Annotated in this window: 30 protein-coding genes, 3 tRNA genes and 1 pseudogene; 17 read left to right on the top strand and 17 right to left on the bottom strand. The window is 64.1% G+C overall.

Annotation, left to right across the window (positions count from 1 at the left end; translation table 11 throughout):
• Nucleotides 1-103: 103 nt before the first annotated feature.
• Nucleotides 104-730, top strand: coding sequence for a class I SAM-dependent methyltransferase (locus SD196_RS11525; RefSeq protein ID WP_416311735.1), 627 nt, complete (start codon nt 104-106; stop codon nt 728-730).
• A gap of 313 nt (nt 731-1,043) precedes the next feature.
• Here the strand turns inward: SD196_RS11525 and SD196_RS11520 are convergent, their stop codons facing one another.
• The gene (locus SD196_RS11520; protein ID WP_416311474.1) at nt 1,044-2,075 is read right to left on the bottom strand and encodes an ABC transporter substrate-binding protein; all 1,032 of its coding nucleotides are present in this window, start codon (nt 2,073-2,075) and stop codon (nt 1,044-1,046) included.
• Between the two features lie 102 nt (nt 2,076-2,177).
• Nucleotides 2,178-2,951 (bottom strand): class II aldolase/adducin family protein, encoded by a 774-nt coding sequence (locus SD196_RS11515; RefSeq protein ID WP_416311473.1) that lies wholly within the window; start codon nt 2,949-2,951, stop codon nt 2,178-2,180.
• Between the two features lie 164 nt (nt 2,952-3,115).
• On the opposite strand from SD196_RS11515, the gene SD196_RS11510 reads away from it, so the two are divergent.
• The gene (locus tag SD196_RS11510) at nt 3,116-4,516 is read left to right on the top strand and encodes a PLP-dependent aminotransferase family protein (protein WP_416311472.1); all 1,401 of its coding nucleotides are present in this window, start codon (nt 3,116-3,118) and stop codon (nt 4,514-4,516) included.
• 112 nt (nt 4,517-4,628) lie between these two features.
• Nucleotides 4,629-5,330: a YebC/PmpR family DNA-binding transcriptional regulator gene (locus SD196_RS11505; protein ID WP_207883228.1), complete on the top strand. Its 702-nt coding sequence runs from the start codon at nt 4,629-4,631 to the stop codon at nt 5,328-5,330.
• Between the two features lie 277 nt (nt 5,331-5,607).
• Here SD196_RS11505 and SD196_RS11500 read toward each other — a convergent pair whose 3' ends face one another.
• A complete protein-coding gene (locus SD196_RS11500; RefSeq protein ID WP_416311471.1) occupies nt 5,608-6,504 on the bottom strand; it encodes a LysR family transcriptional regulator in 897 nt (298 codons plus the stop codon).
• Nucleotides 6,505-6,635: 131 nt separating this feature from the next.
• On the opposite strand from SD196_RS11500, the gene SD196_RS11495 reads away from it, so the two are divergent.
• From SD196_RS11495 to SD196_RS11480, 4 genes are all read left to right on the top strand, one after another.
• Nucleotides 6,636-8,144 carry a CoA-acylating methylmalonate-semialdehyde dehydrogenase gene (locus SD196_RS11495; RefSeq protein WP_275607518.1) on the top strand — a complete coding sequence of 503 codons (1,509 nt, stop codon included), beginning with the start codon at nt 6,636-6,638 and terminating at the stop codon, nt 8,142-8,144.
• Nucleotides 8,145-8,238: 94 nt separating this feature from the next.
• The gene (mmsB, locus tag SD196_RS11490; RefSeq protein WP_416311470.1) at nt 8,239-9,114 is read left to right on the top strand and encodes a 3-hydroxyisobutyrate dehydrogenase; all 876 of its coding nucleotides are present in this window, start codon (nt 8,239-8,241) and stop codon (nt 9,112-9,114) included.
• A gap of 201 nt (nt 9,115-9,315) precedes the next feature.
• Nucleotides 9,316-10,236 (top strand): bestrophin family protein, encoded by a 921-nt coding sequence (locus SD196_RS11485; protein WP_275607520.1) that lies wholly within the window; start codon nt 9,316-9,318, stop codon nt 10,234-10,236.
• A 22-nt stretch (nt 10,237-10,258) separates the two neighbouring features.
• Nucleotides 10,259-10,825, top strand: coding sequence for a flavin reductase family protein (locus SD196_RS11480; protein WP_275607521.1), 567 nt, complete (start codon nt 10,259-10,261; stop codon nt 10,823-10,825).
• A 187-nt stretch (nt 10,826-11,012) separates the two neighbouring features.
• On the opposite strand, the gene SD196_RS11475 is transcribed toward SD196_RS11480, so the two are convergent.
• Nucleotides 11,013-11,393: a hypothetical protein gene (locus SD196_RS11475; protein ID WP_275607522.1), complete on the bottom strand. Its 381-nt coding sequence runs from the start codon at nt 11,391-11,393 to the stop codon at nt 11,013-11,015.
• Between the two features lie 216 nt (nt 11,394-11,609).
• On the opposite strand from SD196_RS11475, the gene SD196_RS11470 reads away from it, so the two are divergent.
• Together SD196_RS11470 and SD196_RS11465 are read left to right on the top strand one after the other, a co-directional pair.
• Complete coding sequence (locus SD196_RS11470) at nt 11,610-11,915, top strand: transcriptional regulator (RefSeq protein ID WP_416311469.1); 306 nt, start codon at nt 11,610-11,612, stop codon at nt 11,913-11,915.
• Nucleotides 11,916-12,008: 93 nt separating this feature from the next.
• Nucleotides 12,009-12,194, top strand: coding sequence for a hypothetical protein (locus SD196_RS11465; protein WP_275607524.1), 186 nt, complete (start codon nt 12,009-12,011; stop codon nt 12,192-12,194).
• A gap of 2 nt (nt 12,195-12,196) precedes the next feature.
• On the opposite strand, the gene SD196_RS11460 is transcribed toward SD196_RS11465, so the two are convergent.
• Nucleotides 12,197-12,559, bottom strand: a complete 363-nt coding sequence (locus tag SD196_RS11460; protein WP_275607525.1) for a hypothetical protein — start codon at nt 12,557-12,559, stop codon at nt 12,197-12,199.
• Between the two features lie 287 nt (nt 12,560-12,846).
• Here SD196_RS11460 and SD196_RS11455 point away from each other — a divergent pair, with 287 nt between their 5' ends.
• On the top strand, nt 12,847-13,560 hold the full coding sequence (locus SD196_RS11455; protein WP_275607526.1) for an endonuclease I family protein: 714 nt from the start codon (nt 12,847-12,849) through the stop codon (nt 13,558-13,560).
• An 87-nt stretch (nt 13,561-13,647) separates the two neighbouring features.
• Nucleotides 13,648-14,154, top strand: coding sequence for a DUF1993 domain-containing protein (locus SD196_RS11450; RefSeq protein ID WP_370601361.1), 507 nt, complete (start codon nt 13,648-13,650; stop codon nt 14,152-14,154).
• Nucleotides 14,155-14,184: 30 nt separating this feature from the next.
• Here SD196_RS11450 and SD196_RS11445 read toward each other — a convergent pair whose 3' ends face one another.
• The gene (locus SD196_RS11445; protein ID WP_207883204.1) at nt 14,185-14,658 is read right to left on the bottom strand and encodes an Lrp/AsnC family transcriptional regulator; all 474 of its coding nucleotides are present in this window, start codon (nt 14,656-14,658) and stop codon (nt 14,185-14,187) included.
• A gap of 133 nt (nt 14,659-14,791) precedes the next feature.
• Between SD196_RS11445 and SD196_RS11440 the strand changes: the two genes are divergently transcribed.
• Entirely contained in the window at nt 14,792-15,127 is a 336-nt protein-coding gene (locus SD196_RS11440) for a hypothetical protein (protein WP_275607528.1), read from the top strand.
• A 107-nt stretch (nt 15,128-15,234) separates the two neighbouring features.
• Nucleotides 15,235-16,233: a bile acid:sodium symporter family protein gene (locus tag SD196_RS11435; RefSeq protein WP_275607529.1), complete on the top strand. Its 999-nt coding sequence runs from the start codon at nt 15,235-15,237 to the stop codon at nt 16,231-16,233.
• A gap of 71 nt (nt 16,234-16,304) precedes the next feature.
• Here the strand turns inward: SD196_RS11435 and gorA are convergent, their stop codons facing one another.
• Nucleotides 16,305-17,663 (bottom strand): glutathione-disulfide reductase, encoded by a 1,359-nt coding sequence (gene gorA / locus SD196_RS11430; RefSeq protein WP_416311734.1) that lies wholly within the window; start codon nt 17,661-17,663, stop codon nt 16,305-16,307.
• Between the two features lie 82 nt (nt 17,664-17,745).
• Between gorA and SD196_RS11425 the strand changes: the two genes are divergently transcribed.
• The gene (locus SD196_RS11425; RefSeq protein ID WP_275607531.1) at nt 17,746-18,177 is read left to right on the top strand and encodes a VOC family protein; all 432 of its coding nucleotides are present in this window, start codon (nt 17,746-17,748) and stop codon (nt 18,175-18,177) included.
• A 78-nt stretch (nt 18,178-18,255) separates the two neighbouring features.
• Here the strand turns inward: SD196_RS11425 and galU are convergent, their stop codons facing one another.
• From galU to SD196_RS11410, 3 genes are all read right to left on the bottom strand, one after another.
• Complete coding sequence (gene galU, locus SD196_RS11420) at nt 18,256-19,095, bottom strand: UTP--glucose-1-phosphate uridylyltransferase GalU (protein ID WP_275607532.1); 840 nt, start codon at nt 19,093-19,095, stop codon at nt 18,256-18,258.
• Between the two features lie 203 nt (nt 19,096-19,298).
• Complete coding sequence (locus tag SD196_RS11415; RefSeq protein ID WP_275607533.1) at nt 19,299-19,646, bottom strand: LexA family protein; 348 nt, start codon at nt 19,644-19,646, stop codon at nt 19,299-19,301.
• A 284-nt stretch (nt 19,647-19,930) separates the two neighbouring features.
• Nucleotides 19,931-20,155 (bottom strand): hypothetical protein, encoded by a 225-nt coding sequence (locus SD196_RS11410; RefSeq protein ID WP_275607534.1) that lies wholly within the window; start codon nt 20,153-20,155, stop codon nt 19,931-19,933.
• Here SD196_RS11410 and SD196_RS11405 point away from each other — a divergent pair.
• Nucleotides 20,154-20,519 carry a DUF3509 domain-containing protein gene (locus SD196_RS11405; RefSeq protein ID WP_275607535.1) on the top strand — a complete coding sequence of 122 codons (366 nt, stop codon included), beginning with the start codon at nt 20,154-20,156 and terminating at the stop codon, nt 20,517-20,519. The two genes, SD196_RS11410 and SD196_RS11405, sit on opposite strands and share 2 nt — an antisense overlap.
• Before the next feature lie 107 nt (nt 20,520-20,626).
• On the opposite strand, the gene SD196_RS11400 is transcribed toward SD196_RS11405, so the two are convergent.
• From SD196_RS11400 to SD196_RS11370, 7 genes are all read right to left on the bottom strand, one after another.
• Nucleotides 20,627-20,713 (bottom strand) — tRNA-Leu (locus SD196_RS11400).
• A 159-nt stretch (nt 20,714-20,872) separates the two neighbouring features.
• Nucleotides 20,873-20,946, bottom strand: a tRNA-Cys gene (locus SD196_RS11395).
• A 37-nt stretch (nt 20,947-20,983) separates the two neighbouring features.
• Nucleotides 20,984-21,059: transfer RNA gene (locus SD196_RS11390), tRNA-Gly, on the bottom strand.
• 65 nt (nt 21,060-21,124) lie between these two features.
• Complete coding sequence (pgsA, locus tag SD196_RS11385) at nt 21,125-21,685, bottom strand: CDP-diacylglycerol--glycerol-3-phosphate 3-phosphatidyltransferase (protein WP_331314268.1); 561 nt, start codon at nt 21,683-21,685, stop codon at nt 21,125-21,127.
• Nucleotides 21,686-21,718: 33 nt separating this feature from the next.
• On the bottom strand, nt 21,719-23,545 hold the full coding sequence (uvrC, locus tag SD196_RS11380) for an excinuclease ABC subunit UvrC (RefSeq protein WP_416311468.1): 1,827 nt from the start codon (nt 23,543-23,545) through the stop codon (nt 21,719-21,721).
• Between the two features lie 2 nt (nt 23,546-23,547).
• A complete protein-coding gene (gene uvrY / locus SD196_RS11375) occupies nt 23,548-24,192 on the bottom strand; it encodes a UvrY/SirA/GacA family response regulator transcription factor (protein ID WP_152222817.1) in 645 nt (214 codons plus the stop codon).
• Between the two features lie 301 nt (nt 24,193-24,493).
• The gene (locus tag SD196_RS11370; protein WP_370601358.1) at nt 24,494-24,793 is read right to left on the bottom strand and encodes a hypothetical protein; all 300 of its coding nucleotides are present in this window, start codon (nt 24,791-24,793) and stop codon (nt 24,494-24,496) included.
• A gap of 182 nt (nt 24,794-24,975) precedes the next feature.
• On the opposite strand from SD196_RS11370, the pseudogene SD196_RS11365 reads away from it, so the two are divergent.
• Together SD196_RS11365 and SD196_RS11360 are read left to right on the top strand one after the other, a co-directional pair.
• Nucleotides 24,976-25,026: pseudogene (locus SD196_RS11365) on the top strand (hypothetical protein); the annotation flags it as partial.
• A 57-nt stretch (nt 25,027-25,083) separates the two neighbouring features.
• Nucleotides 25,084-25,800, top strand: a complete 717-nt coding sequence (locus tag SD196_RS11360) for a LysR substrate-binding domain-containing protein (protein ID WP_416311467.1) — start codon at nt 25,084-25,086, stop codon at nt 25,798-25,800.
• The last annotated feature ends 16 nt before the right edge of the window (nt 25,801-25,816 follow it).

The following is a 25,816-nucleotide window of genomic DNA, read 5'->3' as shown; positions in this document are numbered from 1 at the left end:
GTCACGCCGCCAGTCTAGGCCTGCACAGGGGTCGCCGTTTGCCGCGGCTGACTTTCAAAGTCGCGTTAAGATGACAGCTCCGATGAATCACCCGATGCCCGCCATGAGCCTCGACGACCAGACCCTGCGCGATATTTCCCGGCTGACCCTGGAGCACTACCAGGCCACCGCCGACGCCTTCCGCGAAGGCACCTGGGAGCACGATGTCAGCCAGAACATCGCCGCCCTGCTGCGCCATATCCAGGCCGAACCGCCCTTCGCCCTGCTCGACTTCGGCTGCGGCCCCGGCCGCGACCTGTGCGTGTTCCGCTCCATGGGGCACCAGCCGGTCGGGCTGGACGGCTGCCCGAACTTCGTCGCCATGGCCCACCAGGCCAGTGGTTGCGAGGTGTGGCTGCAGGACTTCCTCGCCCTCGACCTGCCCGCCGAACGCTTCGACGGTATCTACGCCAACGCCAGCCTGTTCCATGTGCCGCGCCAGGAACTGCCGCGCGTGCTCGGCCAGCTGCGCGACGCGCTGAAGCCAGGCGGCGTACTGTTTGCCTCCAACCCACGGGGCGAAAACGCCGAGGGCTGGAACGGCCCGCGCTACGGTTCCTATCACGATTGGGAGAGCTGGAAGCAGTTGCTGGAGGCGGCAGGCTTCGTGGAGCTGGAGCATTACTACCGGCCGGCGGGGCTGCCGCGGGAGCAGCAGCCGTGGTTGGCGAGTGTGTGGCGGCGGGTGTAGGGGCGATTTTTGTGCAATGCGGTTCGCGAGCAAGCTCGCTCCTACAGGATGGGCGCCGGCGTTTACCTGCAGGAGCGAGCTTGCTCGCGAACCCGCCTCAAACCGCACCTGCCGGCTGATCGACGACCGAGCGTAGGGCGTATAACGTTCGACGTTATACGCCGCTTGACCATGGCTCCCGAGCGCTCCATTTCCAACCTGGAAACCTGCTACAAAGCGCTTCGAGCCCGGCCATAGCGCCAGCCAGCAATCACGGTGTAACGGCGTACAACCGCGAACGGTTGTACGCCCTACCGATAGAGCTTCGTGTGCCTCAAGGCGCCTTCGCCGCCCAGGCATTGAAGCGCTGCTCCAGATCCTCCCCGTGATCCACCCAGAACGCGAAGTTCACCGGCACCGCCTGTTCAAGGTTCGCCGGCGCCGTGTTCAGGCGCTCGACCAGTTTCGGATCGAGCAACGCGGTGGTGCCCAGGTTGACCGAGCCGTAGCCCAGCTTCACGGTGTGGATCTTCTGCTGCTCGGGCTTGAGCGAGAAGGCGATGAAATCCTCGGCGGCCTGCTTGTTCGGACTGCCCTTGGGAATCGCCCAGGAGTCGATGGCGTACAGGCTGCCGTTCCACACCACTTTCATCGGCGCGCCCTCCTCCTGGGCGGCGAACACGCGGCCGTTGTAGGCGGTGCTCATCACCACGTCACCGCTGGCGAGGAACTGCATCGGCTGCGCGCCGGACTCCCACCACTGGATCGACGGCTTGATCTGGTCGAGCTTCCTGAACGCGCGGTCCACGCCCTCTTTCGTCGCCAGCACCTGGTACAGGTCTTCCTTCTTCACCCCATCGGCCAGCAGGGCGATTTCCAGGGTGTACTTGGCGCCCTTGCGCAATGAGCGCTTGCCGGGGAATTTCCGGGTGTCCCAGAAATCAGCCCAGCCGGTCGGGCCGTTGGGCAGGCGCTTGGCGTCGTACGCCATGGCCATCGACCACACCAGCAGGCCGGCGCCGCAGTCGGAGACGGTGCCGGGCACGTAGTCCTCGGTCTTGCCCAACAGCGCCGGGTCGAGGGGCTCGAACAGGCCTTCGTCGCAGCCACGCAGCAACTCCGGACCTTCAACCTGCACCACGTCCCAGTTGACGCTGCCGGTGTCGACCATGGCCTTGATCTTGCCCATCTCGCCGTTGTACTCGCCGGCGATCACCTTCATCCCTTCCTTCTTCTCGAAGGGCTTGTAGAAGGCTTCGGTCTGCACGTCCTTGCTGGTGCCGCCGAAGGAGATCACGGTCAGGTCCGCGGCCATGGCGCCGGACGCCACGCCCATGAGCAGGGCTCCCAGAATCGGGTTCTTCATTTCCACCTCTTGGCTTTGTTGTTGGCAGATGGTTAAAGCACGCAGGCGCCCGGCCTCTGCGGGCCGGAGCACGGTGATAGCGGGTCAGTTGCGCCCGCTTTTTCAAGTGCGATAGTCAGCCTCACCGTCGGCGATCAGGCGCAGCGCCGATTCCCAGGCGAGCAGGTGCAGGCCGTCGGCCAGGGCTTCCTCTTCCTGCACGGCGACGCGCTCGCACACGGCTTCCGGTGGGTAGCGCAGCTGGCGGCCGCCGGCCAGGGCCTGGATCTGTGCCTGGCAGGCGCGTTCGAGGAAGTAGATCTGGTTGAAGGCTTCGGCGATGCAACGTCCGGTGGCCAGCAGGCCGTGATTGCGCAGGATCATCACCATGTGGCTGCCCAGGTCGCGCACCAGGCGGGAGCGCTCGTCCGGGTCCAGGGCGATGCCCTCGTAGTCGTGGTAGCCCAGGCGGTTGTAGAACTTCAGCGCGTGCTGGCTGATCGGCAGCAGGCCTTCTTCCTGGGCGGACACGGCAATGCCGGCGGCGGTGTGGGTATGGATCACGCAGGCCACGTCCTCGCGGGCGGCATGCACGGCCGAGTGGATGTTGAAGCCGGCGCGGTTGACGCTCTTCGGGCCGAAGCGCGGGTCGATGACGTCGCCGGCGTGGTCGACCTTCACCAGGTCCGAGGCGCGCATTTCGTGGAACAGCACGCCGTAGCGGTTGATCAGGTAATGCCCCGGCTCGCCCGGCACCCGCGCGGAGATGTGGGTGTCGATGTGGTCGGTCCAGCGGAAGTGGGCGATCAGCCGATACAGTGCGGCGAGGTCGCAACGCGCCTGCCACTCTTCGGCGGAAATACTGGACGGATCGATGTTGTAAGCTGTGTCACGCATGGCGGTTCCTTGTTATCAGGCCGGTGCGGCGCGCTGCCGCATCACCGGGCCGATAGTGCTGGCCGGCGCCGCGGCGCACCATGCACAGGAACAAGGTCCCCCCTGCAGTGCTGTTATGGTCGCCGGACCTGTACAGATTTCCCCTTACCTGAACGGACCTTCGGATGCTGTTGCTCGACCCCACCTCGGACATTCCCCTGGTCACCCAGATCGTCGACGGCATCGCCCAGGCCATCGACGAGCAGCGCCTGCGCCCCGGCGCCAAGCTGCCCTCGATCCGCAAGTTCGCCCAGGCCAATGGCGTCAGCCACTTCACCGTGGTCGAGGCCTATGACCGGCTGGTGGCGCGCGGCTGCCTGAACGCCGTGCCCAACGCCGGTTTCTACGTGCGCGGCCCGGTGGTCGAAGACAGCGTCGGCAGCGAGGCACCGCCGGAATTCGACTTCGACGCCCACCTGCTGCTGCACAAGGTCTTCCAGCCGCTGGGCATGGAGATCCGCCCCGGCGTCGGCCTGCTGCCCGAGCACTGGCTCGACGGTGAAGGCCTGCTGCGCGGGCTGCGCAGCCTGGCGCGGGAGGAGCCGACCCAGTTCGGCAACTACGGCCACAGCAAGGGCAACCCGAAGCTGCGCGGCAAGCTGGCCGACCGCCTTGCCGATGCCGGCGTTGCCGCCAGTCCCGAGCAAATTCTGCTGACCGCCGGCGCCAGCCAGGCGCTGGACCTGACGGTGCGCTACCTGGTGCAGCGCGGCGACCCGGTGCTGGTGGACGAGCCCGGTTACCACAACCTGTTCCTCAACCTGCGCCTGCAGGGCGCGCAGCTCCTGGGCGTGCCGCGCAGCGCCGACGGCCTGGACCTGGACCGCCTGGAACAGCTGGCCCGCGAGCACCGGCCGAAGGTCTATTTCACCCAGGCGCGGTTGCAGAGCCCCACCGGCGGCAGTCTGTCCCTGGCGGCCAGCCACCGCCTGCTGCAACTGGCGGAGAAGTACGATTTCCTCATCGTCGAGAACGACATCTACGCCGACCTCGATCCCGCCGGGCAGATGCTGCTGGCCAACCTCGACCAACTGGCGCGGGTGATCTATATCGGCAGCCTGTCGAAGGTCATCGCCCCGGCGCTGCGCACCGGCTTCATCGCGGCCCACCCGGAACTGATCGAGGAGCTGGTGCCGCTGAAGATGGTCAGCGGCCTGACCAGCTCGGAGCTCACCGAGACCCTGGCGCTGGACATCCTCCTGCAGGGCCGCCACCGCAAGCATGTGAAGCAGTTGCGCGACCAGCTCAGCGAGGCCCACGACAGCGTGGCGCGGCGGCTGGAGGCGGCCGGCCTGGAAATCTTCCACGAGCCCCGCGCCGGGCTGTTCCTCTGGGCCCGCCACCGCGCGGTGGACGACGCCACCCTGCTCGCCGGCCGCGCCAAGGAGGCGAAGATCCTGCTGTTCCCCGGCCAGCTGTTCATGCCCGACGGGCGCAGCGTGCCGTGGATGCGCTTCAACGTCGCGCATTCGCTGGATGAGCGGCTGTATGAGTTCCTCTCCGCCCAGGGCGATCTACCCCTGTAGGAGCGAGCTTGCTCGCTCCTACCAAAAGCCTCGCCGGTCCGCCAGATATCGCCAGCGGCCGCGCCAGCCCTTAGACTTGCCGCCTATCAGTCACCGCCAGCTAGAGATCACTATGGGCGCCCAGTGGAAAGCCAAACACAAAGAAGCCGCAGCTAACGCCAAGGGCCGCATCTTCGGCAAACTGTCCAAGGAAATCATGATCGCCGCGCGTAACGGCGCCGATCCGGACATGAACCCGAAACTGCGTCTGGTCGTCGAGCAGGCCAAGAAAGCCTCGATGCCCCGCGACACCCTGGAGCGCGCCATCAAGAAAGGCGCCGGCCTGCTGGACGGCGGCGCCAGCTTCGAGCGTGTAGTCTACGAAGGCTTCGCCCCGCACCGCGTGCCGGTGATCGTCGAGTGCCTGACCGACAACGTGAACCGCACCGTCGCGGAAATCCGCGTGCTGTTCCGCAAGGGCCAGCTGGGCGCTTCCGGCTCGGTAGCCTGGGACTTCGATTACCTGGGCATGGTCGAGGCCACCCCGGCCAGCGCCGATGCCGATCCGGAACTGGCCGCCATCGAAGCCGGCGCCCAGGACTTCGAGCCGGGCGAGGAAGACGGCGACACGCTGTTCCTCACCGACTCCACCGACCTGGACGCCGTCTGCCGCGCCCTGCCCGAGCACGGCTTCACCGTCGCCTCGGCCAAGCTGGGCTACAAGGCGAAGAACCCGGTCAGCCTGTCCGGCGCGGAGCTGGAAGAGGTCGAAGCCTTCCTCGATGCTCTGGACGGCAACGACGACGTGCAGAACCTTTACGTCGGTCTGGCGTAACGCCTGAAGGCGGACTATGTCCGCCCTTCGCGGAGAAGCTCCGCTCCTACAAAAGCTCGCAGCCCCCTGGATAAATCCGTGCCTGTGCTTCCCCCTCACCCCAGCCCTCTCCCTCAGGGAGAGGGGGCAGATTGTGCCGGCTGACGCCATGGTTTCATCCTGCCCCGAACGGTCCCCTCTCCCCTTGGGAGAGGGTTAGGGTGAGGGCCGATCAGAGCGCCGAACTCACAGGTAGGTAGCGGACCTTGCCCGCGATAGGCGTGCCATGCACGCCCTGCTATCCCACCCGCCCCATCAGCGCATCCTGGCTCCCCTCCGCCTTCTCCCGCAGGAAATCCCAGGTCGTGCGCATCCGCGCGATGTCCTTGAGCTCGGTGGGCATCAGCATCCAGAAGGTCCGCACGAATTCGATCTCCCCCGCCAGCACCGGTTGCAGCGACGGGTCTTCGCTCGCCGCGAACGCCGGCAGGATCGCCAGCCCGGCGCCTTCCGCCACCGCCCGCTGCTGGGCGAGGATGCTGGTGCACCGCAGCGCCATGTGCAGCGGCCGGCCGATCTCGTCGAGGTATTGCAGCTCCTTGCTGTACAGCAGGTCGTCGACGTAGCCCACCAGCGCGTGATCGCGCAGGTCATCGCGATTGCGAATCGGTCCGCGTTCGGCCAGGTAGTCCTTCGAGGCGTAGAGCCGCAGCACATAGTCGGTCAGCCGGGTGATCAGGTAGGGGCCGCGTCCCGGCCGTTCCAGAGTGATCACGATGTCCGCCTCGTGGCGCGACAGCTGCAACGCCCGTGGCACCGCCAGCAGGTCCACGCCCAGGTGCGGGTGGCGGCGGTTCAGCTCTACCAGTTGCGAGGTCAGCAGGGTCGAGCCATAACCTTCGGTGGCGCCGATGCGCACCTTGCCGGAGAGATTGTCCTCGGCTCCCGCCAGGCGCTTCTCGATCACCTTGCAGGCACTTTCCATCGCCTCGGCCTGGGGCAGCAGGCCGTGGCCGGCCTCGGTCAGCCGGTAACCGCCCGGCTCGCGCACCAGCAGTTGCGCGCCGATACTCTTCTCCAGCGCCTGCAGGCGGCGGGCGACCGTGGTGTGGTCCACGCCCAGGCGGCGGGCAGCGACGGTGAGCTTGCCGGCGCGGGAGAGTTCGAGGAAGAAACGCAGGTTATCCCAATCCATGAATCGCCCCACTCTGCGGCAGTTGTGCAAAAACGCAGACCATACTTGCACATCACCGCATTGAGAACATCAAAAATGCACTGTTAGGATCGGTTCAGACAACAAGAAAGCCTCAGGCTGGGAGAATCCCGATGACCGCAACTGCCGTCCCTACCGTCAAACTGTTCCTCGACGGCAAGCCCGTCGAGTCCACCACCTCCGAATGGCGCGATGTGATCAACCCCGCCACCCAGGAAGTCCTCGCCCGCGTGCCCTTCGCCACGCAAGAGGAAGTCGACCGCGCCGTCGCCAGCGCCAAGGCCGCGTTCAAGACCTGGAAGAAAACCCCCATCGGCGCCCGCGCGCGCATCTTCCTCAAGTACCAGCAGCTGATTCGCGAGAACATGAAGGAGCTGGCGGCGATCCTCACCGCCGAACAGGGCAAGACCCTGCCAGACGCTGAAGGCGACGTATTCCGTGGCCTGGAAGTGGTCGAGCACGCTGCCGGCATCGGCAACCTGCAACTGGGCGAGCTGGCCAACAACGTGGCCGGCGGCGTGGATACCTTCACCCTGCTGCAGCCCATCGGCGTCTGCGCCGGCATCACCCCCTTCAACTTCCCGGCGATGATCCCGCTGTGGATGTTCCCGATGGCGATCGCCACCGGCAACACCTTCGTCCTCAAGCCCTCCGAGCAGGACCCGATGGTGACCATGCGCCTGGTCGAACTGGCCCATGAAGCCGGCGTGCCGCCGGGCGTGCTCAACGTCATCCATGGTGGCCCGGACGTGGTGAACGCGATCTGCGACCATCCGGACATCAAGGCCGTTTCCTTCGTCGGCTCGACCCGTGTCGGCACCCACGTCTACAACCGCGCCTCGCAGGCCGGCAAGCGCGTGCAGTGCATGATGGGTGCGAAGAACCACGCCATCGTGCTGCCCGACGCCAACAAGGAGCAGACCCTGAATGCCATCGCCGGCGCCGCCTTCGGTGCCGCCGGGCAGCGCTGCATGGCCCTGTCGGTGGCGATTCTCGTCGGCGAGGCCAACGAATGGATTCCCGACCTGGTGGCCAAGGCCAAGAGCCTCAAGGTCAGCGGCGGTACCGAAGCCAATACCGATGTCGGCCCGCTGGTTTCCTGCGCAGCGCTGGACCGTGTCAGCGGCCTGATCGAACGCGGCGCCCAGGAAGGCGCCAAGCTGGAGCTGGACGGCCGCAACCCGCAGGTCGCCGGCTACGCCAAGGGCAACTTCGTCGGCCCGACCGTCTTCTCCGGCGTCACCCCGCAGATGACCATCTACCGCGAAGAAATCTTCGGCCCGGTACTTTGCGTGGTGTCGGCGAAGACCTTCGACGAGGCCATCGAGCTGATCAACGCCAACCCCAACGGTAACGGCACCGCCCTGTTCACCCGCTCCGGCGCCGCCGCACGGCACTTCAAGGAAGAGATCGACGTGGGCCAGGTCGGCATCAACGTGCCGATCCCGGTGCCGGTGCCGATGTTCTCCTTCACCGGCTCGCGCGGCTCCAAGCTGGGCGACCTCGGCCCGTACGGCAAGCAGGTGGTGCAGTTCTACACCCAGACCAAAACCGTCACCGAACGCTGGTTCGACGAGAACGAAGTCGGTGGCGCGGTGAATACCACCATCCACCTCAAGTAAGCCCTTCCCGCCCCAACCGCCCCGGACGCCAGCCAGGATGCTGGCGGGCCGGGGCCTGTTTCCTGTCCGACCATCAGAACAAGAGGACAACCCCATGCGCATCGGCTTCATCGGACTCGGCAACATGGGCGGCCCCATGGCCGCCAACCTGCTCAAGGCCGGCTTCGACCTGAGCGTCTTCGACCTCTCCGCCAAGGCCGTGGAAGCGGCCGTCGCCCTCGGCGCCCGCGCGCTTGCCTCGCCCGCCGAAGTGGCCCGCGACGACGTCGAGGTGATCATCACCATGCTGCCCGCCGCTGCCCACGTGAAGCTGGTCTTCCTCGGCGACGACGGCCTGCTGGCCAACGTGCAGCCCGGCGTGCTGCTGATCGACTCGTCGACCATCGACCCGCTGAACGCCCGCGAGGTCTCCGCCGCCGCCCAGGCCCACGGCAACCCGATGCTGGATGCGCCGGTCTCCGGCGGCACCGCCGGTGCCACAGCGGGCACCCTGACCTTCATGGTTGGCGGCGAGCCGGCCGACTTCGAACGCGCACGCCCGGTGCTGGCGGCCATGGGCAAGAACATCGTGCACTGCGGCGGCGCCGGCAACGGCCAGGTGGCCAAGGTGGCGAACAACCTGCTGCTGGGTATTTCCATGATCGGCGTGGCGGAAGCCATGTCCCTGGGCGTGAAGCTGGGGATGAACGCGGAAGTGCTGGCCGGCATCATCAACACCTCAAGCGGCCGCTGCTGGAGCTCGGAGGTGAACAACCCGCTCACCGGCGCCCCGGCGGCGCGCGGCTACAGCGGCGGCTTCGGCACCGACCTGATGCTCAAGGACCTGGGGCTGGCCAGCGAGGCCGCACGCCAGGTGCGCCAACCGGTACTGCTCGGCGCACTGGCCCAGCAGCTGTTCCAGACCTTCAGCAACCAGGGCAACGGCCAGTTGGACTTCTCGGCGATCGTGAAGCTTTACCAGCAAGGCTGAACCTTACCGTAGGGCGTACAACCGTTCGCGGTTGTACGCCGATTCACCGCGTCCATCGTCCGCTCCAAGGTCAACCCTGGAGAGCCCGGAGGCCAAGGTCAAACGGCGTATAACGCGGAGCGTTATACGCCCTACGCTCGAGCCCTCCTGACCGCTCGTCTCAGCTATCATGCCCGCTCCACCGCTTCCGGACGCCGCCGCATGATCCTCCGCCCGCAAACCCCGACACTCTGGGTCCTGCTGTTCTCGCTGAAGGGCTCGATCATCCCGGCCATCTGGCGCAAGGTGCTCTACACGGTGCTGCTCAGTTCGCTGGTGGTGGCCACCCACGGCACGCTCTACCACTACAAGGTGGTCATCACCTCTACGCCCTTTACCCTCTGGGGCCTGACGCTGGCCATCTTCCTGGGCTTTCGCAACAACGTGGCCTACCAGCGCTTCTGGGAGGCACGCACCCTGTGGGGCGAGCTGCTGATCGTGACGCGTAACCTGGCCCGCCAGACCCGCTCGCTGTTGCCGGACCTAGACCCGGAAGCCCGCCGCAGCCTGTGCAACCCGCTGATCGCCTTTGCCTATGTGCTACGCGACCAACTGCGCGGCAACCCGCAGAGCGAGGACGTGCGCCGCCTGCTCGGCACCGAAGAAGCGACCGCGCTGGACACCACCGCCTCCCCGACCAACGCCTTGCTGGCCAGCCTCGGCCAGCGCTTTGCCGAGCGCGCCCGGCAGGCCGGTGCCGGCGACATCACCCTGGCCGCCATCGACCAGCAGATGACCCGGCTCTCCTACGTACTCGGCGGCTGCGAGCGCATCCGCAACACCCCGATTCCCTACCCCTACATCCTGATGCTGCACCGCATCGTGCACGTCTACTGCTTCCTGCTGCCATTCTGCCTGGTCGACAGCATTGGCTGGTTCACCCCACTGGCGGTGTGCGTGCTGGCCTACACCTTCTTCGGGCTGGACGCCCTGGGTGACCAGATCGCCGACCCGTTCGACACCCAACCCAACGACCTGCCGCTGGACGCCATGAGCCGCAACCTGGAAATCGCCGTGCTGGAAATCCTCGGCGAGACGCCCCTGCCCGAACCGCTGAAGCCGGTGGACGGCCTGCTGCTCTGAGCCCAGCCCCGAGGAACACTCAATGAGTCACCTGAAAGACGTGCCGCTGGCCAAGGCCTACCTGCTGCTCAACCACGGCCCGAGCACCCTGGTCACTAGCGAACACAACGGCGTTGCCAATGTAATGGCCGCCGCCTGGGTCATGCCGCTGGACTTCGACCCACCCAAGCTGCTGCTGGTGCTCGACCGCAACACCTGGTCACGTCACCTGGTGGAAAACTCCGGAGCCTTCGTCATCCAGCTGCCCTCGCGCCAGCAGGCGGAACTGACCCTGGCGGTCGGCTCCAGCAATGGCGGCGAGATGAACAAGTTCGAGCAACTGGATATCCGCACCACGCGGGCACGCCACATCGAAGCGCCGATCGTCGAGGGCTGCGTGGCCTATCTGGAATGCAAGGTGATCAGCGAGCCGAACAACCAGGAAAAATACGACCTGTTCATCGCCGAGGTGGTGGCCGCCTACGCGGACGAGCGCGCCTTCTCCAACGGTCGCTGGCACTTCCCCAACGATGAGTTGCGCACCATCCACTACCAGGCCGGCGGCGCCTTCTTCGCCACCGGCGAGGCCTTCCAGGTCACGCGCAATTGACCGTTCGCGGCCATCGCTGGCGACTGCGCCCGGCCAGATGACAGGCATAAAAAAGCCCGCTCGTATGCGGGCTTTTTCATGGGGAGCTAATCCTTTAGCTGAAAGCCATACTCCCCTCACTCTCGTGAAAAAAACGTGAAGGCTTCATCAGTATTTGCAACAAATTTCGTCGCCCGACGAGACGCCGTCAGCTCGAATAATCCAGGGCCGTCCAGGCCCGGCTGAGGCCGCCGCTGATCCGGCAGGCGGACAGGTCCTGCTCATCATCGCCAGGCGTCAAGCGCACCACGGAATCACCTTCCGTCTCGGTCAGCCACTGCAGCCGGCCGCAGTTGGGAGTGTCGATCACATAACTGGCGGCGATGCTGGAGCGCGCCTTCGGCAGGCGGATGGCGTCATGCACCGTGCCGCGCTCTTCGATGCGCTTGCCGTCGGCGATCAGCACCGCCCAGGCCTCGCGCCCCTCGATGATCAGATAGGCGCCATTGGCCCTGGGCACGTCCATCGGCGGTTCCGCGCAGCCAGCCAGTACCGCCAGCATCCCGCACGCCATCAGTTTCCCCAGCATCGCTACACCCTCCTCATTCGTCGACGGGCCCCGGACGCCATTCGGGCGCCTGCGGGCTTCCATGGATTCGGTCAGACAGCGAGGCAATAGTAATCACAAAATACTGTTCATGCATACAGTATTTTGAGAACATTCGCTCAACGACGACAAAGGCGCGACGAACCGACATCACGGAGCGCCGTATTACGAGGGTCGGTCCCTCTCAAGGAGCGAGCGATGGTGAGCATCCATCAGCTGAAGTACACCGTGAATCACATGGACATCGACGAAGTGCGCGAAGCCGTCGAGGAACTGCTCCTCGAGGGGCTGGTCACCGAAGGCAAGACCCCCTTCAGCCGCACGCACTTCAACGCCTGCTTCGCCGAGATCGAGGCGCTGCTGCAACGCGCCGGCTACCACCGCCCGCTGGACGTGGTCGGCTACCAGGGACAGGCCTATGCAATGTTCGACCCCAGCCGCTGGGACGCCGTGGAGGTGCTGCGCTGGCTCAAGGAATACGTCGAGGAGGCGGCGGCCAGCTGACCGCCGAACTGTGCGCGGGAGCGGAGACTTGCGCAGGCCCGTCCTGCGCACTAACGTCCTTGTACTTCCGCTTTTCGAATCAAGGACGATTCCATGGGCGACTCCTCGAATGCCGACAGCTGGCACTGGGCCTACCGCAAACTGCGCAGCTGGGACGTCGGCCGTATCAGCTCCGCCTTCCTTGCCACACTCTTCCACTGGCGCGGCGATACCGGGCTGTTCTACAGCCACGGCGGCCTGCGCAAATCCCGCCTGACCCGCGACGACCAGCGCGACTGACGTCAGGGCCGCGTCACCGGGTACACCGCGCCATTGGGGTATTCGATGCTTTGCCGGATACCCCCTCCGGACTGATTGATGATCACCGTGCTCGAACGCGACTCACCATAGCCGCGCGGCACCTGCACGCCGCCGTATCCGTCATTGCGTTGCCACCTCGACGAGCTGTCCACACTGCCGCTGGCCCCCGGACTGACATAAATGCGCTGGATCACCGGCGGCGATTGCTGCCACTGCGACGGGGACGAGGATTGCCGCTGGTATTGGGGCTGGGGCTCTACGTGACCGGAGAACCTCTGCTGCGCCAGCACCGGCGTCGCCAGAGCGCAGCAGGCAATGAGCGCCAGGCTTCCGAGACTCTTCATGGGATGCTCCGGGATATCTGGAAAGGCTTCAGGATACCAATCCATCCCAGGGTTGTGCAGGCCAGATCCCGAATAGCGACAAACCCTATAAATCATTAAATTTCATATAGTTATAGAAAAAACATAATCCTAAATATAAAGAAAATCCACTGATCGCCACCCCCGCTACGGCAAAACCCTATTCCAACCTGCTCCAGCAGGCTCCAGGCAGCCTTGCCATTCGATTGCCACGATTGGCAATTCTTTCTCAATCAGTAAGATGCAGCGACTTTCGTAAGGAATACCTCATGTTCCGACGCTGCCTGTCCCTGCTGCTGATTCTCGCCATTCCCGCCGTTGCCTCCGCCGCCGCACCGCGCACCTTCGAGGAAGCCAAGAAGGTCGGCCGCAAGCTCTATGCCCGGCAGTCGGTGGAGTTCTATTGCGGCTGCCGCTACAGCGGCAACACGGTGGACCTCAAGAGTTGCGGCTACACCCCGCGCAAGAACGCCAAGCGCGCCTCGCGCATCGAGTGGGAGCACATCGTCCCGGCCTGGGTGATCGGCCACCAGCGCCAGTGCTGGCAGAGCGGCGGACGCAGCAACTGTTCGCGGCACGACCGCGTCTACCAGAAGGCGGAGGCCGACCTGTTCAACCTGGTACCGAGCATCGGCGAGGTCAACGGCGACCGAAGCAACTTCAGCTATAGCTGGCTGCCGAAGCAGCCCCCGCAGTACGGCGCCTGCCCGATGGTCATCGACTTCAAGGCAAAGAAGGCCATGCCCCGCCCGCAGATCCGCGGGATGATCGCCCGCACTTACTTCTACATGAGCGACCGCTATGGCCTGAAGTTGTCCAAGCAGGACCGCCAGCTGTTCACCGCCTGGAGCAAGCAGTACCCGGTGGAAACCTGGGAGCGTCAGCGCAACCAGATGGTCGGCTGCGTGATGGGCTGGGGCAATCCCTATGTCGGCGAGGTAGATTCCAGCCGCTGTCCATCACCCCGTGTCGCCGGGCGTTGAAGCCAGGCGACAGCACGCCGGCCCGGCAGTAGACTCCGACAGCCGTCCCCGCGACGAGCGCCCTTTTCCCTGTCTGGAGTACGCAGCATGTCCTTCTCGATCTACCAGGCCTCCGTTCCCGTCTTCATCCGCATGCTCGGCAACCTCTCGGCGATCCTCGCCAAGGCCCAAGCCCATGCCGAAGCCAAGTCCATCGACCCATCCGTCCTGATCAACGCCCGCCTCGCCCCGGACATGTTCCCGCTGGCGCGCCAGGTGCAGATCGCCAGCGACTCCGCCAAGGGCGCCGGCGCGCGCCTGGCCGGCGTCGAGGTGCCGAGCTTCGCCGACGATGAAACCACCTTTGCCGAGCTGCAGGCGCGGATCAGCAAGACAGTCGATTTCCTCAAGACCCTGAAGCCCGAGCAGTTCGAAGGCGCGGAGAACCGCACCATCGAGCTGAAGCTGCGCACCCGCGAAGTCAGCTTCACGGGCGCCGACTTCCTGCTCGGCTTCGTCAACCCGAACTTCTATTTCCACATCACCACCGCCTACGACATCCTGCGCCACAACGGCGTGGAAGTCGGCAAGATGGATTACCTCGGCGGCGTGTGACCGCCCGGGCGCCGGCCACACCGGCGCCCTTCAGCCGCGCGGCAACGGCAGGCTGGTGGTGGATTTGATCTCGGACAGGGCGACGATGGAGTTGATCTCCTGCACGCCCGGTACCTGGGACAGCCGCTCGAAGAAGAAGCGCTCATACGCATCCACGTCCTCCGTGACGATGCGCAGCATGAAGTCCACCGCCCCCATCAGCACATGGCACTCGAGCACCTCGGGGAACTCACCGATGGCCTGGGCGAAATCCGTCAGGTGGTTGCGCCCATGGGCATTGAGCTTCACCTGGGCGAATATCTGGGTGTTCAGGCCGATCTTCTTGCGATCCAGCAGGGTCACCTGCTTGCGGATCACGCCCTCGTCCTTCAAGCGCTGAATCCGACGCCAGCACGGCGACTGCGACAGACCGATGCGTTCGGCGATCTCGGCGGTGGAGAGCGTCGCCTCCTCCTGCAACAGGGCGAGGATCTTCTTGTCTTGGGCATCCAGAGAAACCGGCATTAATCATTCTCGAAGTTAGTCCATAGAGAATCATTAATGCACAAATTCATCCAGCCATGCAGGAAACAGGCAAATAAATCCTCCCGGCAGCCCGCACAATCTCCTTAACTCCCCTCCCGAACGGCCGGCTGCCATGACCCTTCTCGCGCTCACCCTCCCCGACTTCTCCCTGGATCAACAGGATCGCCCGGTTCCGGCCGAAACCGCTGCCGACGTTCGCTACCTGATTCGCGCCGAGATCGACGCCGATATCCTCTGCCGGCTGCTGAACCAGTTCGCCTTGCAGGGCCATGTACCGATGGAGGTCGAGGCCTCGCGGCGGGAGGACTGGCTGGACATCGCCTTGCGGGTGAACACCTTGCCCCGGTACCGCGCCGAAGTGATCGCCCAGCGCATGCGCGGGATGGTCAGCGTCTGCTCGGTCGATCTGCATGTCGATGAGCCAAGGACTGTCCGTTCAGCGACATAATCTGGCTCTCTGGCGTTAGCCGGCAAATTCCGTCGTGACTAGAGTGCAAGCTACCGCCCGCTTCCGCCGGGCGCGGTCACTTACACAACAACACGAGAGATGTGCCCATGGCTCGCCCACGCCTGCTTCCCGACAACTTCACCCTGGCGCTGATCGCCACCGTGACAGTCGCCAGCCTGCTGCCCTGCGAAGGCACGGCGGCGGTGATCTTCGGCTGGATCACCAACCTGGGCATCGCGCTGCTGTTCTTCCTCCACGGCGCCAAGCTGTCGCGCCAGGCGATCATCGCCGGTGCCACCCACTGGCGCCTGCACCTGCTGATATTCGCCTGCACCTTCATTCTCTTCCCGATCCTCGGTGTTGCACTCAAGCCGGTGCTGTCGCCGCTGGTCACTCCGGAGCTGTACCTGGGCATGCTCTACCTGTGCGCCCTACCCGCCACCGTGCAATCGGCGATCGCCTTCACCTCGCTGGCGCGCGGCAACATTCCGGCGGCGATCTGCAGCGCTTCCGCCTCCAGTCTGCTGGGCGTTTTCGTCACTCCGCTGCTGGTGCAGTTGCTGCTCGGCACCCAGGGCGAGACCGGCATGTCGACCCTCGACGCCATCGGCAAGATCACCCTGCAACTGCTGGTGCCCTTCATGGCCGGCCAGCTGCTGCGCCCCTGGATCGGCGCCTGGGTCGACCGCCACAAGCCGGTGCTGCGCTACGTCGACCAGGGATCGATCCTGCTGGTGGTCTACACCGCCTTCAGCGCCGCGGTGATCCAGGGGCTCTGGCACCAGATCCCGCTGCCCGCACTGGCCGGCCTGACGGTCGCCTGCTGCGTGCTGCTGGCCCTGGTGCTCATCGCCACCAACCTGCTCGGTCGCTACCTCGGTTTCTCCGTGGAAGACCGAATCACCATCGTCTTCTGCGGCTCGAAGAAGAGCCTGGCGACCGGCGTGCCCATGGCCTCGGTGCTGTTCGCCAGCAGCAGCGTGGGCGTGATCCTGCTGCCGCTGATGCTGTTCCACCAGATCCAGCTGATGGTCTGCGCGGTGCTCGCCCAGCGCTACTCCCAGCGCCAGGAGGCCACCCATGCGCCGCTGGAGCGCGCCAACTGAGGGGCGTCTCAGACCCACAAAAAAGCCGGTGCAATGCACCGGCTTTTTCGTTTCCGCCGTGACGATCTGGGTCAGGCGCCGACCGGCGTCCGCAGGGTAACGAACTCTTCCGCGGCAGTCGGGTGGATGCCGATGGTTTCGTCGAATATCCGCTTGGTCGCCCCGGCCTTCAGCGCAATGGCGATCCCCTGGAGGATTTCCCCGGCATCCGGGCCGACCATATGGCAGCCCAGCACCTTGTCGCTCTCGGCATCGACGATCAGCTTCATCAGGGTCCGTTCCTGGCACTCGGTCAGGGTCAGCTTCATCGGACGGAAGCGGCTCTCGAAGAGCTTGACCTTGTGGCCGGCAGCGCGCGCTTCATCCTCGGTCAGCCCGACGGCGCCGATGGTGGGCAGGCTGAACACGGCCGTCGGGATCAGCTTGTAGTCCACCGGGCGGTACTCCTCCGGGCGGAACAGGTGCCGCGCCACCGCCATGCCTTCGGCCAGCGCGACCGGAGTCAGCTGCACCTTGCCGATCACATCGCCGATGGCGTGGATGGACGGCTCGCTGGTGCGATACGCCTCGTCCACCTTGATGAAGCCACGCTCATCCAGCTCGACCGCAACGTTCTCCAGCCCCAGGTTGTCCAGCATCGGACGGCGGCCGGTGGCGTAGAACACGCAATCCGCCTCCAGCACACGGCCATCCTTGAGGGTGGCCAGCAGCGTGCCGTCGGGCTGCTTGTCGATGCGGGCGATATCGGCATTGAACTGCAGGTCGACGCCCTTCTTGGTCAGCTCGTCGCGCAGGTGTTCGCGCACGCTGCGGTCGAAGCCGCGCAGGAACAGCTCACGGCGGTACAGCAAGGTGGTCTGGGCACCCAGGCCATGGAAGATCGAAGCGAACTCCACCGAGATATAACCGCCCCCCACTACCAGCACGCGACGCGGCAGCTGCTCGAGGAAGAACGCCTCGTTGGAAGTGATGGCGTGCTCCTTGCCGGGAATATCCGGTAGCTGCGGCCAGCCGCCGGTTGCAAGCAGGATGTGCTTGGCCGTGAAGCGCTGGCCGTCGACCTCGACGGTATGTGCGTCGCGCAGTTGCGCATGGCCTTCGAGCAGCGTTACACCACTGTTGACCAGGAGATTGCGGTAAATGCCATTGAGGCGGTGGATTTCGCGGTTCTTGTTGGCGATCAGGGTCGGCCAGTCGAATTTCGCGCCCTCGGTTGTCCAGCCGAAACCGGCGGCCTGCTCGAAGTCTTCATGGTAGTGAGCGCCATAGACCAGCAGCTTCTTGGGCACGCAGCCGACGTTGACGCAGGTGCCGCCCAGATAGCGGCTCTCCGCGACGCCGACCCGCGCACCGAAGCCCGCCGCGAAACGCGCGGCGCGCACACCGCCGGAACCGGCGCCGATGACGAACAGGTCAAAATCGAAAGACATCATGCTTCTCCGCGTGGATATGCCAGGCAGCATACCTTATACGCCCTGACCTATCCTGCGAGGAACCGAAGGAGGTATTCCCATGCGACCGAGCCTGACCCACCTCGCCCTGCACGTTCCCGACCTGGACGCCTGCATCGCCTTCTACGAGCGCTTCTGCGGCATGCGCATCATCCATCAGCGCGAGGGCAAGGGCTCGCGGATCGTCTGGATGGCCGAACCGGGCAAGGAACACAGCTTCATCTTCGTCATCATGCCCGGCGGCGAGGCACGCCACCTGGCCAGCGACGACTACAGCCACTTCGGTTTTGCCGTCGACAGCCACGCGGAAGTGGACCGGATCGCCCAGGAAGCACAGGACGCGGGCTGCCTGATCTGGGCGCCACGGGAGGAACCCTACCCGGTGGGCTATTACTGCGGCCTGCGCGACCCGGCCGGCAACTATGTCGAATTCAGTTACGGGCAGCCGCTGGGGCCCGGCTCGGAGGCCATGCCAATCCCGCCCTCGATGTGACGGCTCCAGCCCCAAAGCCAGGGAACGAAAAAGCCACCCGAAGGTGGCTTTTTCGACGAACCGGGAAGGACGCTGGACTTACCAGGCCTTGCCGGTCTTGTAGAGGTTCTCGTAACAGAAGTTGGTCGCCTCGATGTAACCCTCGGCGCTACCGCAGTCGAAACGCTTGCCCTTGAACTTGTACGCCAGCACGCAACCGTCCTGGGCCTGCTTCATCAGGGCGTCGGTGATCTGGATTTCACCGCCCTTGCCCGGCTCGGTCTGTTCGATCAGGTCAAAGATGTCCGGAGTCAGGATGTAGCGGCCAATGATCGCCAGGTTCGACGGCGCCTCTTCCGGCTTCGGCTTCTCGACCATGGTGTTCACGCGGTAGATGTCGTCACGGATCATCTCGCCAGCAATCACGCCGTACTTGTTGGTCTCTTCCGGCGGCACTTCCTGGATCGCCACGATGGAGCAGCGGAACTGGTTGTACAGCTTGACCATCTGCTTGAGGACGCTGTCGCCTTCCAGGTTCAGGCACAGGTCGTCCGCCAGGACGACGGCGAACGGCTCATCGCCGATCAGCGGGCGGCCGGTCAGGATGGCGTGGCCCAGGCCCTTCATTTCGATCTGACGGGTGTAGGAGAAGGTGCACTCGTCGATCAGGCGACGGATGCCGACCAGGTACTTTTCCTTGTCGGTGTTGCGAATCTGGTGCTCCAGCTCATAGCTGATGTCGAAGTGGTCTTCGAGGGAGCGCTTGCCACGGCCGGTCACGATGCCGATTTCGCCGAGGCCGGCTTCCAGGGCCTCTTCCACCGCGTACTGGATCAGCGGCTTGTTCACCACCGGCAGCATTTCCTTGGGCATGGCCTTGGTGGCCGGGAGGAAGCGGGTACCGTAGCCAGCGGCCGGGAACAGACATTTCTTGATCATGGGAGTCCTTCGAGGGGGACAGGGGTGCGAGTTGCGCGCAGTCTAATCAGGCTGCAGCCACCTTACAATGCCCCGGCATGCGGCGAACCGTGCTCTCATGAGCAGTTGCGATCCGTTTCTGAAACCGGTGGCAGCGCATCTGACCATAACCCAGGCGTCGAGTTCTCCACTAATGGCAAAAAGTCAGCATCGCTACCACTCCTTCAGACTGCCACACCCTGCCCCGACAGACGCCGCCGCACCACACCCCAGATCGTCAGCTCATCGCCGTCGCCAACCCTGATGGACGGAAAGCGATCGCTCGCCGGCAACAGAGCGAAAGCACCTTCGATGATCGCCAGTCGCCGAATCAAGGCTTCTCCGTTGAGCTCCGCAACGACGATCTCACCCTCCACCGCCAACTCGGAGCGGTCGACCAACAGCAGGTCGTCGTGGTGAATCCCCGCCTCCGTCATGCCATCGCCATGTGCGCGCACTATGTATGTGTGAGACGGCATCCACTGCGGGTGCGCGAGTGCGGCATTGTGGACGGATTCCGATGACTGATGCATGGCTCACCTCATATACTGTATGCATATACAGATACCAGGTAGACACCCAGCTTTCAAGCCTTTATCGGAACCTCGAACGCCACGGCCACTCCATTGAGAAGGCGCGACGTGATCCGAGGTGGTCTACCCTTAACGAGGGGCGAGGACTATCGATATGAATCCGGGCACGTTCGTGACTCTCATGATTCTGGGTTGGCTGCTGCTGGCTGTGGTGACCCTGTGGGCGATCCTGCGAGTCCCCATGCGGCGGGCCCGGCTGCAGAAGCCCAAGGCAAAACCCGCCACTACAAGAGGGCGGAACCCGCTTCCTCATTGATGCCGGGGATCGTGCAAATTGCCTTGTGATTGCGGCTGCCTCCTGCAAGCTGCACGACGCATTTTCCAATGAAGCCTTGTAAATCCATGATCTGAAAGGCTCTTTTCCAGCCTGAACGCTGGTACGCCCCCTGCAATGGTCCTTGCAAAGAGTACGGAAGGATTTCTCCATTCTTTGCCGAGGACAGCGACATGAAGATCGAACGACTTCCTGCCACACAATATCTCTGCCGCCAGTTTCCGGAGTTCGAGGTGGAGTTCGCCTCACGGCCCGATGGCAACCTGGTCATGACACTCAGTGATAGGGAGGGCGCAATGGTGGCCTGCCGGGTGGTCCAGTTGGACGAACAGCAGGATGCGCATCTGCTCGACAGCCTGGTAAGCCGCATCCGCAGGGATCTGGCAACCGAAGAAGGCCCACTGCAGCCGGAAGACGTGGATCATTTCAAGGAGCCGGTTCAACTGCAGAACTTCCATGAGTCCTCCGAACCGCTACGCAAACGTCGCATCGTGAACGCTGGGCAAAAACTGCGAGCCTTGGCGCATCTGAGTGCGTGAGCCAGTCTGCGGCCCCCTCTTCCGAGTTTCTGCAGCCGCAGGCCGACCGCTCTCATCGACCTGTGATCGACGGTAGCGAACGAATAGCTCAAAGAAGAGAGGGAAGATGGTGCCCGGAGCCGGGGTCGAACCGGCACGCCCTTGCGGACGAGGGATTTTAAGTCCCTTGCGTCTACCGATTTCGCCATCCGGGCGGTAGCGCTATTCAGCGGTGAGAGGCTCTGGCGAGCCGGAAGCGGGCTGGACTGTGCGTTAGCCCCTTCGATAATTGCAACCTGCGGAATCTAATTGCAGGCGCAATTGTCTGCTAAAGAAAAAGCCCTGTAAATCTTGGATTTACAGGGCTTTTCTATTGGAGGCTGAGGTCGGAATCGAACCGGCGTTCACGGATTTGCAATCCGGTGCATAACCACTCTGCTACTCAGCCATGAAACAAACGGCCTGCATCGCAAACCGTCAAAATTTGGAGCGGGAAACGAGACTCGAACTCGCGACCCCGACCTTGGCAAGGTCGTGCTCTACCAACTGAGCTATTCCCGCGTCGTGTTGACGGGCGCCATTCTATCGTTTCGAAAAGCCCTGTCAACTCCTTGATTCAAAAAAACTTATTTCTCTTTCGGGGTGGTATTGAGATGGGGCCAGGCGGCGAGCAGATAGTGCAGCATCGACCAAAGGGTCAACACGGCGGCAACGATCAGCAGCACGTAACCCACCACTACCCAGAAACTTATCATCGGCGAATTGGCCAGCAGGATGATCAGCGCCAGCATCTGGGCCGCCGTTTTCCATTTGCCGAGGTTGGAAACGGCCACATGCGCCCTCGCCCCCAGCTCGGCCATCCATTCGCGCAACGCCGATACCACGATTTCACGGCCGATGATGATCACCGCCGGCAGGGTCAGCCACAGGTTCGCATGCGCCTCCACCAGCAGCACCAGTGCGGTGGCCACCATCAGCTTGTCCGCCACCGGATCAAGGAATGCCCCGAACGGCGTGCTCTGCCCCAAACGACGCGCCAGGTAGCCGTCCAGCCAGTCGGTGGCGGCGGCCAGGGCGAACACCGCGCTGGCTACCAGATGGCTGGCAGGGAACGAGGAATAGAACAGCAGGATGAAGATCGGGATGAGAACAACGCGAAGCAGGGTGAGCAGGTTCGGGATATTCATCGGGTCAGGAAGTCTGCGAGTTGAGCCGGCATTCTACTCGCTGTGAAGAACCGCATAAATCTGCTCAGCCAGCTTTTTACTGATACCGGGGGACTTGGCAATCTCTTCGATACTGGCCCGCGACAGTTCCTGCAACCCACCGAAATGCTTGAGCAGGTCTCGACGGCGCTTGGGCCCTACGCCTGGCACATCCTCGAGCGTGGAGGTACGCCGCGCTTTTCCTCGGCGAGCACGGTGGCCAGTGATTGCGAAACGGTGCGCTTCGTCACGGATCTGCTGGATCAGGTGCAGCGCCGGGGAATCCGCCGGCAGCGTGAATTCATGTTCGGCGTCGTTCAGGTAAAGGGTTTCCAGCCCCGGCTTGCGCGTCACGCCCTTGGCCACACCGAGCAGCGTCAGGCCAACCACCGCCAGCTCCTGGAGCACCTCCTGCGCCATCGCCAGTTGCCCCTTGCCACCGTCGACCAGAAGGATGTCCGGCATCTTGCCCTCGCCTTCCTTCAGGCGACTGAAGCGCCGGGTCAACGCCTGATGCATCGCCGCATAGTCATCGCCCGCGGTGATGCCCTCGATATTGAAGCGGCGGTAGTCCGACTTCAGCGCCCCCTCCGGCCCGAACACCACACAGGAGGCAACGGTCGCCTCGCCACTGGAATGGCTGATGTCGAAGCACTCGAGGCGTTGCGGCGGCTCGGCGAGATCCAGCGCCTCACCCAGTGCATCGAATCGGGCGGCCATGTGCTGTCGATTGGCCAGGCGCGCCGCCAGGGCCTGTTCGGCGTTGGTCACGGCCAGTTGTTGCCAGCGTGCACGGGTGCCGCGCACGCGATGAGTGATTTCCAGCGATTTGCCTCGGGACTCTTCGATGGCCGACACCAGCACCGGAAAATCCTCATGCACGGCGTTGACGATCAGTTCCGTGGGAAGGTCGCGCTCGTGATGGCTGAGGTAGTACTGCCCGAGGAAAGCCAGCATCACGTCGCCCACCTCCTCCTCGATCGCCACCTGCGGGAAGAAATTCTTGCTGCCCAGCACCCGACCACCGCGCACGCTGATCAGGTGCACGCAGGCGCCGCCCGGCGTGACGATAGCGGCAACCACGTCGACATTGCCGCTGCCACCCTCCATGCTCTGCTGGTCCTGCACGCGACGCAGGATGGCCACCTGGTCGCGCAGCTCGGCGGCCATCTCGAAGTCCAGGCGCATGGCAGCCTGTTCCATGCTGGTGGTGAGCTCATCCGCCAGCACATTGCTGCGTCCTTCGAGGAACATGATCGAGTGGCGTACGTCTTCGGCGTATTCCTCTTCGCTGACCAGCCCGACGCAGGGCGCCTTGCAGCGCTTGATCTGGTATTGCAGGCAGGGCCGCGTGCGATTGCGGAAGTAGCTGTCCTCGCACTGCCGCACGAAGAAGGCCTTCTGCAGCAGCGCCAGGCTTTCGCGGATAGCGCCCGCGCTGGGGTACGGGCCGAAGTAGCGCCCCTTCTGCTTCTTCGCGCCGCGATGGATGGTCAGCCGGGGATACTTGTCCTCGCTGGAAAGGAACACATAGGGATAGGACTTATCGTCCCGCAGCAGGATGTTGTAGGGCGGCCGCCACTCTTTGATCAGCGTCTGCTCCAGCAGCAGCGCCTCGGTTTCGTTGGCGGTGATGGTGGTTTCGACCTGAGCGATCCGCGCCACAAGCGCAGCAGTCTTCGGCGCAAGGCCGGACTTGCGGAAATAGCTGGAAAGCCGCTTCTTGAGGTCCTTCGCCTTGCCGACATAGAGCAGCTTGGCGTCCGCATCGAACATGCGGTAGACGCCCGGCCGCCCGCTGCAGGTGGCCAGGAATGCCGCCGAATCGAATACTGCGGCCATCGTCAGTTGCTGGTGTCGACCATGCCGTGCCGAACGGCCAGCAACGCCAGTTCCACGTCGCTGGTGATCGAGAGCTTCTCGAAGATGCGGTAACGGTAGGTGTTGACGGTCTTGGGTGACAGGCAGAGCTTGTCCGAGATGCTCTGCACCTTGTGGCAGTTGGCGATCATCAGGGCGATCTGGATCTCCCGCTCGGACAGGGTGTCGAAGGGAGACGCGTTCTTCTCGGGCTCGAAGGACTTCAGCGCCAGGCTCTGGGCGATCTGCGGACTGATATAGCGCTGGCCGGCGAATACCTGGCGGATCGCCTGGACCATCTCCTCCAGCGCCGCGCCCTTGGTGAGGTAGCCGGCAGCGCCGGCCTGCATCAACCGCGTCGGGAAGGGGTCTTCCTCGCACACGGTCACCACCACCACACGTACATCGGGCTGGCTGCGCAGCAGCTTGCGGGTTGCCTCCAGCCCGCCGATGCCGGGCATCTTCACATCCATCAGCACGACATCGGGCTTGAGTTCCCTGGCCAGCTGCAACCCCCGCTCGCCAGAGTCCGCCTGACCGACGACCTGCAGGCCGTCGATATCGGCCAGCATGCGGGTAATTCCGGTGCGCACCAGATCGTGGTCATCGACCACCAGCACCTTGATCACGCAGCACCCCTTTGCACATAAATGGAATTGTGAAGACCCAGCGAGAGCTTCGTGGAATTCACGAACCTTAACAGAAAGCACCGTCTCGACCTAGCTTGGTGCAGGCTCGTCAAAATGCAAACGCCAGAGAACCGCCCCAGCGAGCCCGCAAATGCTGACAGACCGGCATCGGAACGTCTAGGACGGGCTTTCCACGCAGAAAGACAGAGGAAGAAAGATGCATCCCAGCTCAGGACCTGAACCTTCCATTCACGTCTGATCGCCCTGCGCCCCATCCCGGCAACTGCAAGCGCTCCATGCCTTAGAGAGCAACCCACCTCAGCATTCGAATCAACCAGAGCAGCGCCAGCAGTGCCGGATAATAGAGCAGCATGCCGGCAAGGCAGATCAAGGCCAGCGAGAGTCGGGGCCAGGAGGCCGCGTAGGAGTCCTGAATCCAGAAGTCTGTCGTGAGGTAGAGCGGAAAGATGATGGGAAACACGACCAGCCCCAGCGTCCAATAGGCACCAGATGCCGAGGTGATGTAGTGAGTAACGACCCAGCTGCTGGCATACCAGAAGCCAATCCATGCCGCGGCGAATATCAGAGCCCTGAAGAACAAGGCGCGCCCTCCTCGTCCATGTAGTGAGCCTGTGCGGTATGGCAGCATTGACCTGCGCAGTGGCTGCCGATGTCACGGCTGCTGACCGCTCGCCCGCCCACTGTGCCACGGAACGCTGCAGGAAACAGCAGTGACCCTTCGTTACGGAGGTATCGGGGCGCTGCGGAGCCGGGCGAAAAGGCCTGACGCGCTCGGCCATCGGCAAGGCGATCGCCCGCCTTGAAGCCCGGCTGGGCATCCGGCTGTTCCTGCGCACGACCCGCAGCCTGGCCCTGACCGAAGATGGCCAATTGTTCTACGAGCGTTGCGCCCAGGCCCTGGAGGACATCGAAGCCGCCCAGAACATGCTGGAAGCCGGGCGCGGCGAAGCGGTCGGGCGGATTCGCCTAAGCGCTCCGGTCGTCTTCGGGCGCCACCATGTCGCGCCGCTGTTGCTGGATCTGGCGGATCGTCATCCGCGGCTACGCGTGGAAGGCTGCTTCACCGATCGCCTGGTGGATTTCATCGACGACGGCATCGACCTGGCCATCCGCAGCGGTCCGCTACCGGACAGCGACATGCTGGTCGCTCGCCCGCTGGGCATGCAGAGCATGGTGCTATGCGCCTCTCCCGCCTACCGCGAGACACACGGGACGCCGCAATCCCTGGACGAGCTCGACCATCACCACTGCGTCATCTATCTGCGGGGAGGCCGTGCCGTTCCGTGGTCGCTGGGCACGGCGGACGGGCAGATCGTCCAGCCCAGGCTCACGACCCGCCTCGGTTTCGACGACGTCGAAACGCTCGCCCTGGCCGCCATGCGTGGCGCGGGGCTGATCCATGTGCCGCGCTGGCTGGTCCGTGAATCCTTGCGTACTGGGGCCCTGGTGCAGGTCCTGGAAACCGCTTCCGTGGTGAACACACCGCTCCACGTCCTATGGCCGTACACCCGCTTCCTGCCCTACAAGCTGCGGGTGACCATCGATGCGCTGCTGGAGGCCATCCCGCCGCTGCTGGCTCCGGACTGAGCGGACGCCCGCTCCG

The organism is Pseudomonas macauensis, from assembly GCF_047902425.1.
Taxonomy (GTDB): Bacteria; Pseudomonadota; Gammaproteobacteria; order Pseudomonadales; family Pseudomonadaceae; genus Pseudomonas.
Note: the sequence above shows the minus strand (reverse complement) of the source record. Positions and strands in the feature narration are given on the sequence as shown.

What these genes read in the sequence shown, in the direction of transcription:
- SD196_RS11510 (WP_416311472.1), top strand. Translation starts at nt 3,116, where the DNA reads ATGCTGTTGCTCGACCCCACCTCGGACATTCCCCTGGTCACCCAGATC.
- pgsA (WP_331314268.1), bottom strand. Translation starts at nt 21,685, where the DNA reads ATGAATATCCCGAACCTGCTCACCCTGCTTCGCGTTGTTCTCATCCCG.
- SD196_RS11440 (WP_275607528.1), top strand. Translation starts at nt 14,792, where the DNA reads ATGACCCTTCTCGCGCTCACCCTCCCCGACTTCTCCCTGGATCAACAG.
- SD196_RS11425 (WP_275607531.1), top strand. Translation starts at nt 17,746, where the DNA reads ATGCGACCGAGCCTGACCCACCTCGCCCTGCACGTTCCCGACCTGGAC.
- SD196_RS11410 (WP_275607534.1), bottom strand. Translation starts at nt 20,155, where the DNA reads ATGTCGCTGTCCTCGGCAAAGAATGGAGAAATCCTTCCGTACTCTTTG.
- SD196_RS11405 (WP_275607535.1), top strand. Translation starts at nt 20,154, where the DNA reads ATGAAGATCGAACGACTTCCTGCCACACAATATCTCTGCCGCCAGTTT.
- SD196_RS11495 (WP_275607518.1), top strand. Translation starts at nt 6,636, where the DNA reads ATGACCGCAACTGCCGTCCCTACCGTCAAACTGTTCCTCGACGGCAAG.
- uvrC (WP_416311468.1), bottom strand. Translation starts at nt 23,545, where the DNA reads ATGGCCGCAGTATTCGATTCGGCGGCATTCCTGGCCACCTGCAGCGGG.
- SD196_RS11485 (WP_275607520.1), top strand. Translation starts at nt 9,316, where the DNA reads ATGATCCTCCGCCCGCAAACCCCGACACTCTGGGTCCTGCTGTTCTCG.
- SD196_RS11460 (WP_275607525.1), bottom strand. Translation starts at nt 12,559, where the DNA reads ATGAAGAGTCTCGGAAGCCTGGCGCTCATTGCCTGCTGCGCTCTGGCG.
- gorA (WP_416311734.1), bottom strand. Translation starts at nt 17,663, where the DNA reads ATGTCTTTCGATTTTGACCTGTTCGTCATCGGCGCCGGTTCCGGCGGT.
- SD196_RS11505 (WP_207883228.1), top strand. Translation starts at nt 4,629, where the DNA reads ATGGGCGCCCAGTGGAAAGCCAAACACAAAGAAGCCGCAGCTAACGCC.
- mmsB (WP_416311470.1), top strand. Translation starts at nt 8,239, where the DNA reads ATGCGCATCGGCTTCATCGGACTCGGCAACATGGGCGGCCCCATGGCC.
- SD196_RS11455 (WP_275607526.1), top strand. Translation starts at nt 12,847, where the DNA reads ATGTTCCGACGCTGCCTGTCCCTGCTGCTGATTCTCGCCATTCCCGCC.
- SD196_RS11435 (WP_275607529.1), top strand. Translation starts at nt 15,235, where the DNA reads ATGGCTCGCCCACGCCTGCTTCCCGACAACTTCACCCTGGCGCTGATC.
- SD196_RS11515 (WP_416311473.1), bottom strand. Translation starts at nt 2,951, where the DNA reads ATGCGTGACACAGCTTACAACATCGATCCGTCCAGTATTTCCGCCGAA.
- galU (WP_275607532.1), bottom strand. Translation starts at nt 19,095, where the DNA reads ATGATCAAGAAATGTCTGTTCCCGGCCGCTGGCTACGGTACCCGCTTC.
- SD196_RS11445 (WP_207883204.1), bottom strand. Translation starts at nt 14,658, where the DNA reads ATGCCGGTTTCTCTGGATGCCCAAGACAAGAAGATCCTCGCCCTGTTG.
- SD196_RS11450 (WP_370601361.1), top strand. Translation starts at nt 13,648, where the DNA reads ATGTCCTTCTCGATCTACCAGGCCTCCGTTCCCGTCTTCATCCGCATG.
- SD196_RS11500 (WP_416311471.1), bottom strand. Translation starts at nt 6,504, where the DNA reads ATGGATTGGGATAACCTGCGTTTCTTCCTCGAACTCTCCCGCGCCGGC.
- SD196_RS11415 (WP_275607533.1), bottom strand. Translation starts at nt 19,646, where the DNA reads ATGCATCAGTCATCGGAATCCGTCCACAATGCCGCACTCGCGCACCCG.
- SD196_RS11520 (WP_416311474.1), bottom strand. Translation starts at nt 2,075, where the DNA reads ATGAAGAACCCGATTCTGGGAGCCCTGCTCATGGGCGTGGCGTCCGGC.
- SD196_RS11475 (WP_275607522.1), bottom strand. Translation starts at nt 11,393, where the DNA reads ATGCTGGGGAAACTGATGGCGTGCGGGATGCTGGCGGTACTGGCTGGC.
- SD196_RS11480 (WP_275607521.1), top strand. Translation starts at nt 10,259, where the DNA reads ATGAGTCACCTGAAAGACGTGCCGCTGGCCAAGGCCTACCTGCTGCTC.
- SD196_RS11525 (WP_416311735.1), top strand. Translation starts at nt 104, where the DNA reads ATGAGCCTCGACGACCAGACCCTGCGCGATATTTCCCGGCTGACCCTG.
- SD196_RS11465 (WP_275607524.1), top strand. Translation starts at nt 12,009, where the DNA reads ATGGGCGACTCCTCGAATGCCGACAGCTGGCACTGGGCCTACCGCAAA.
- SD196_RS11470 (WP_416311469.1), top strand. Translation starts at nt 11,610, where the DNA reads ATGGTGAGCATCCATCAGCTGAAGTACACCGTGAATCACATGGACATC.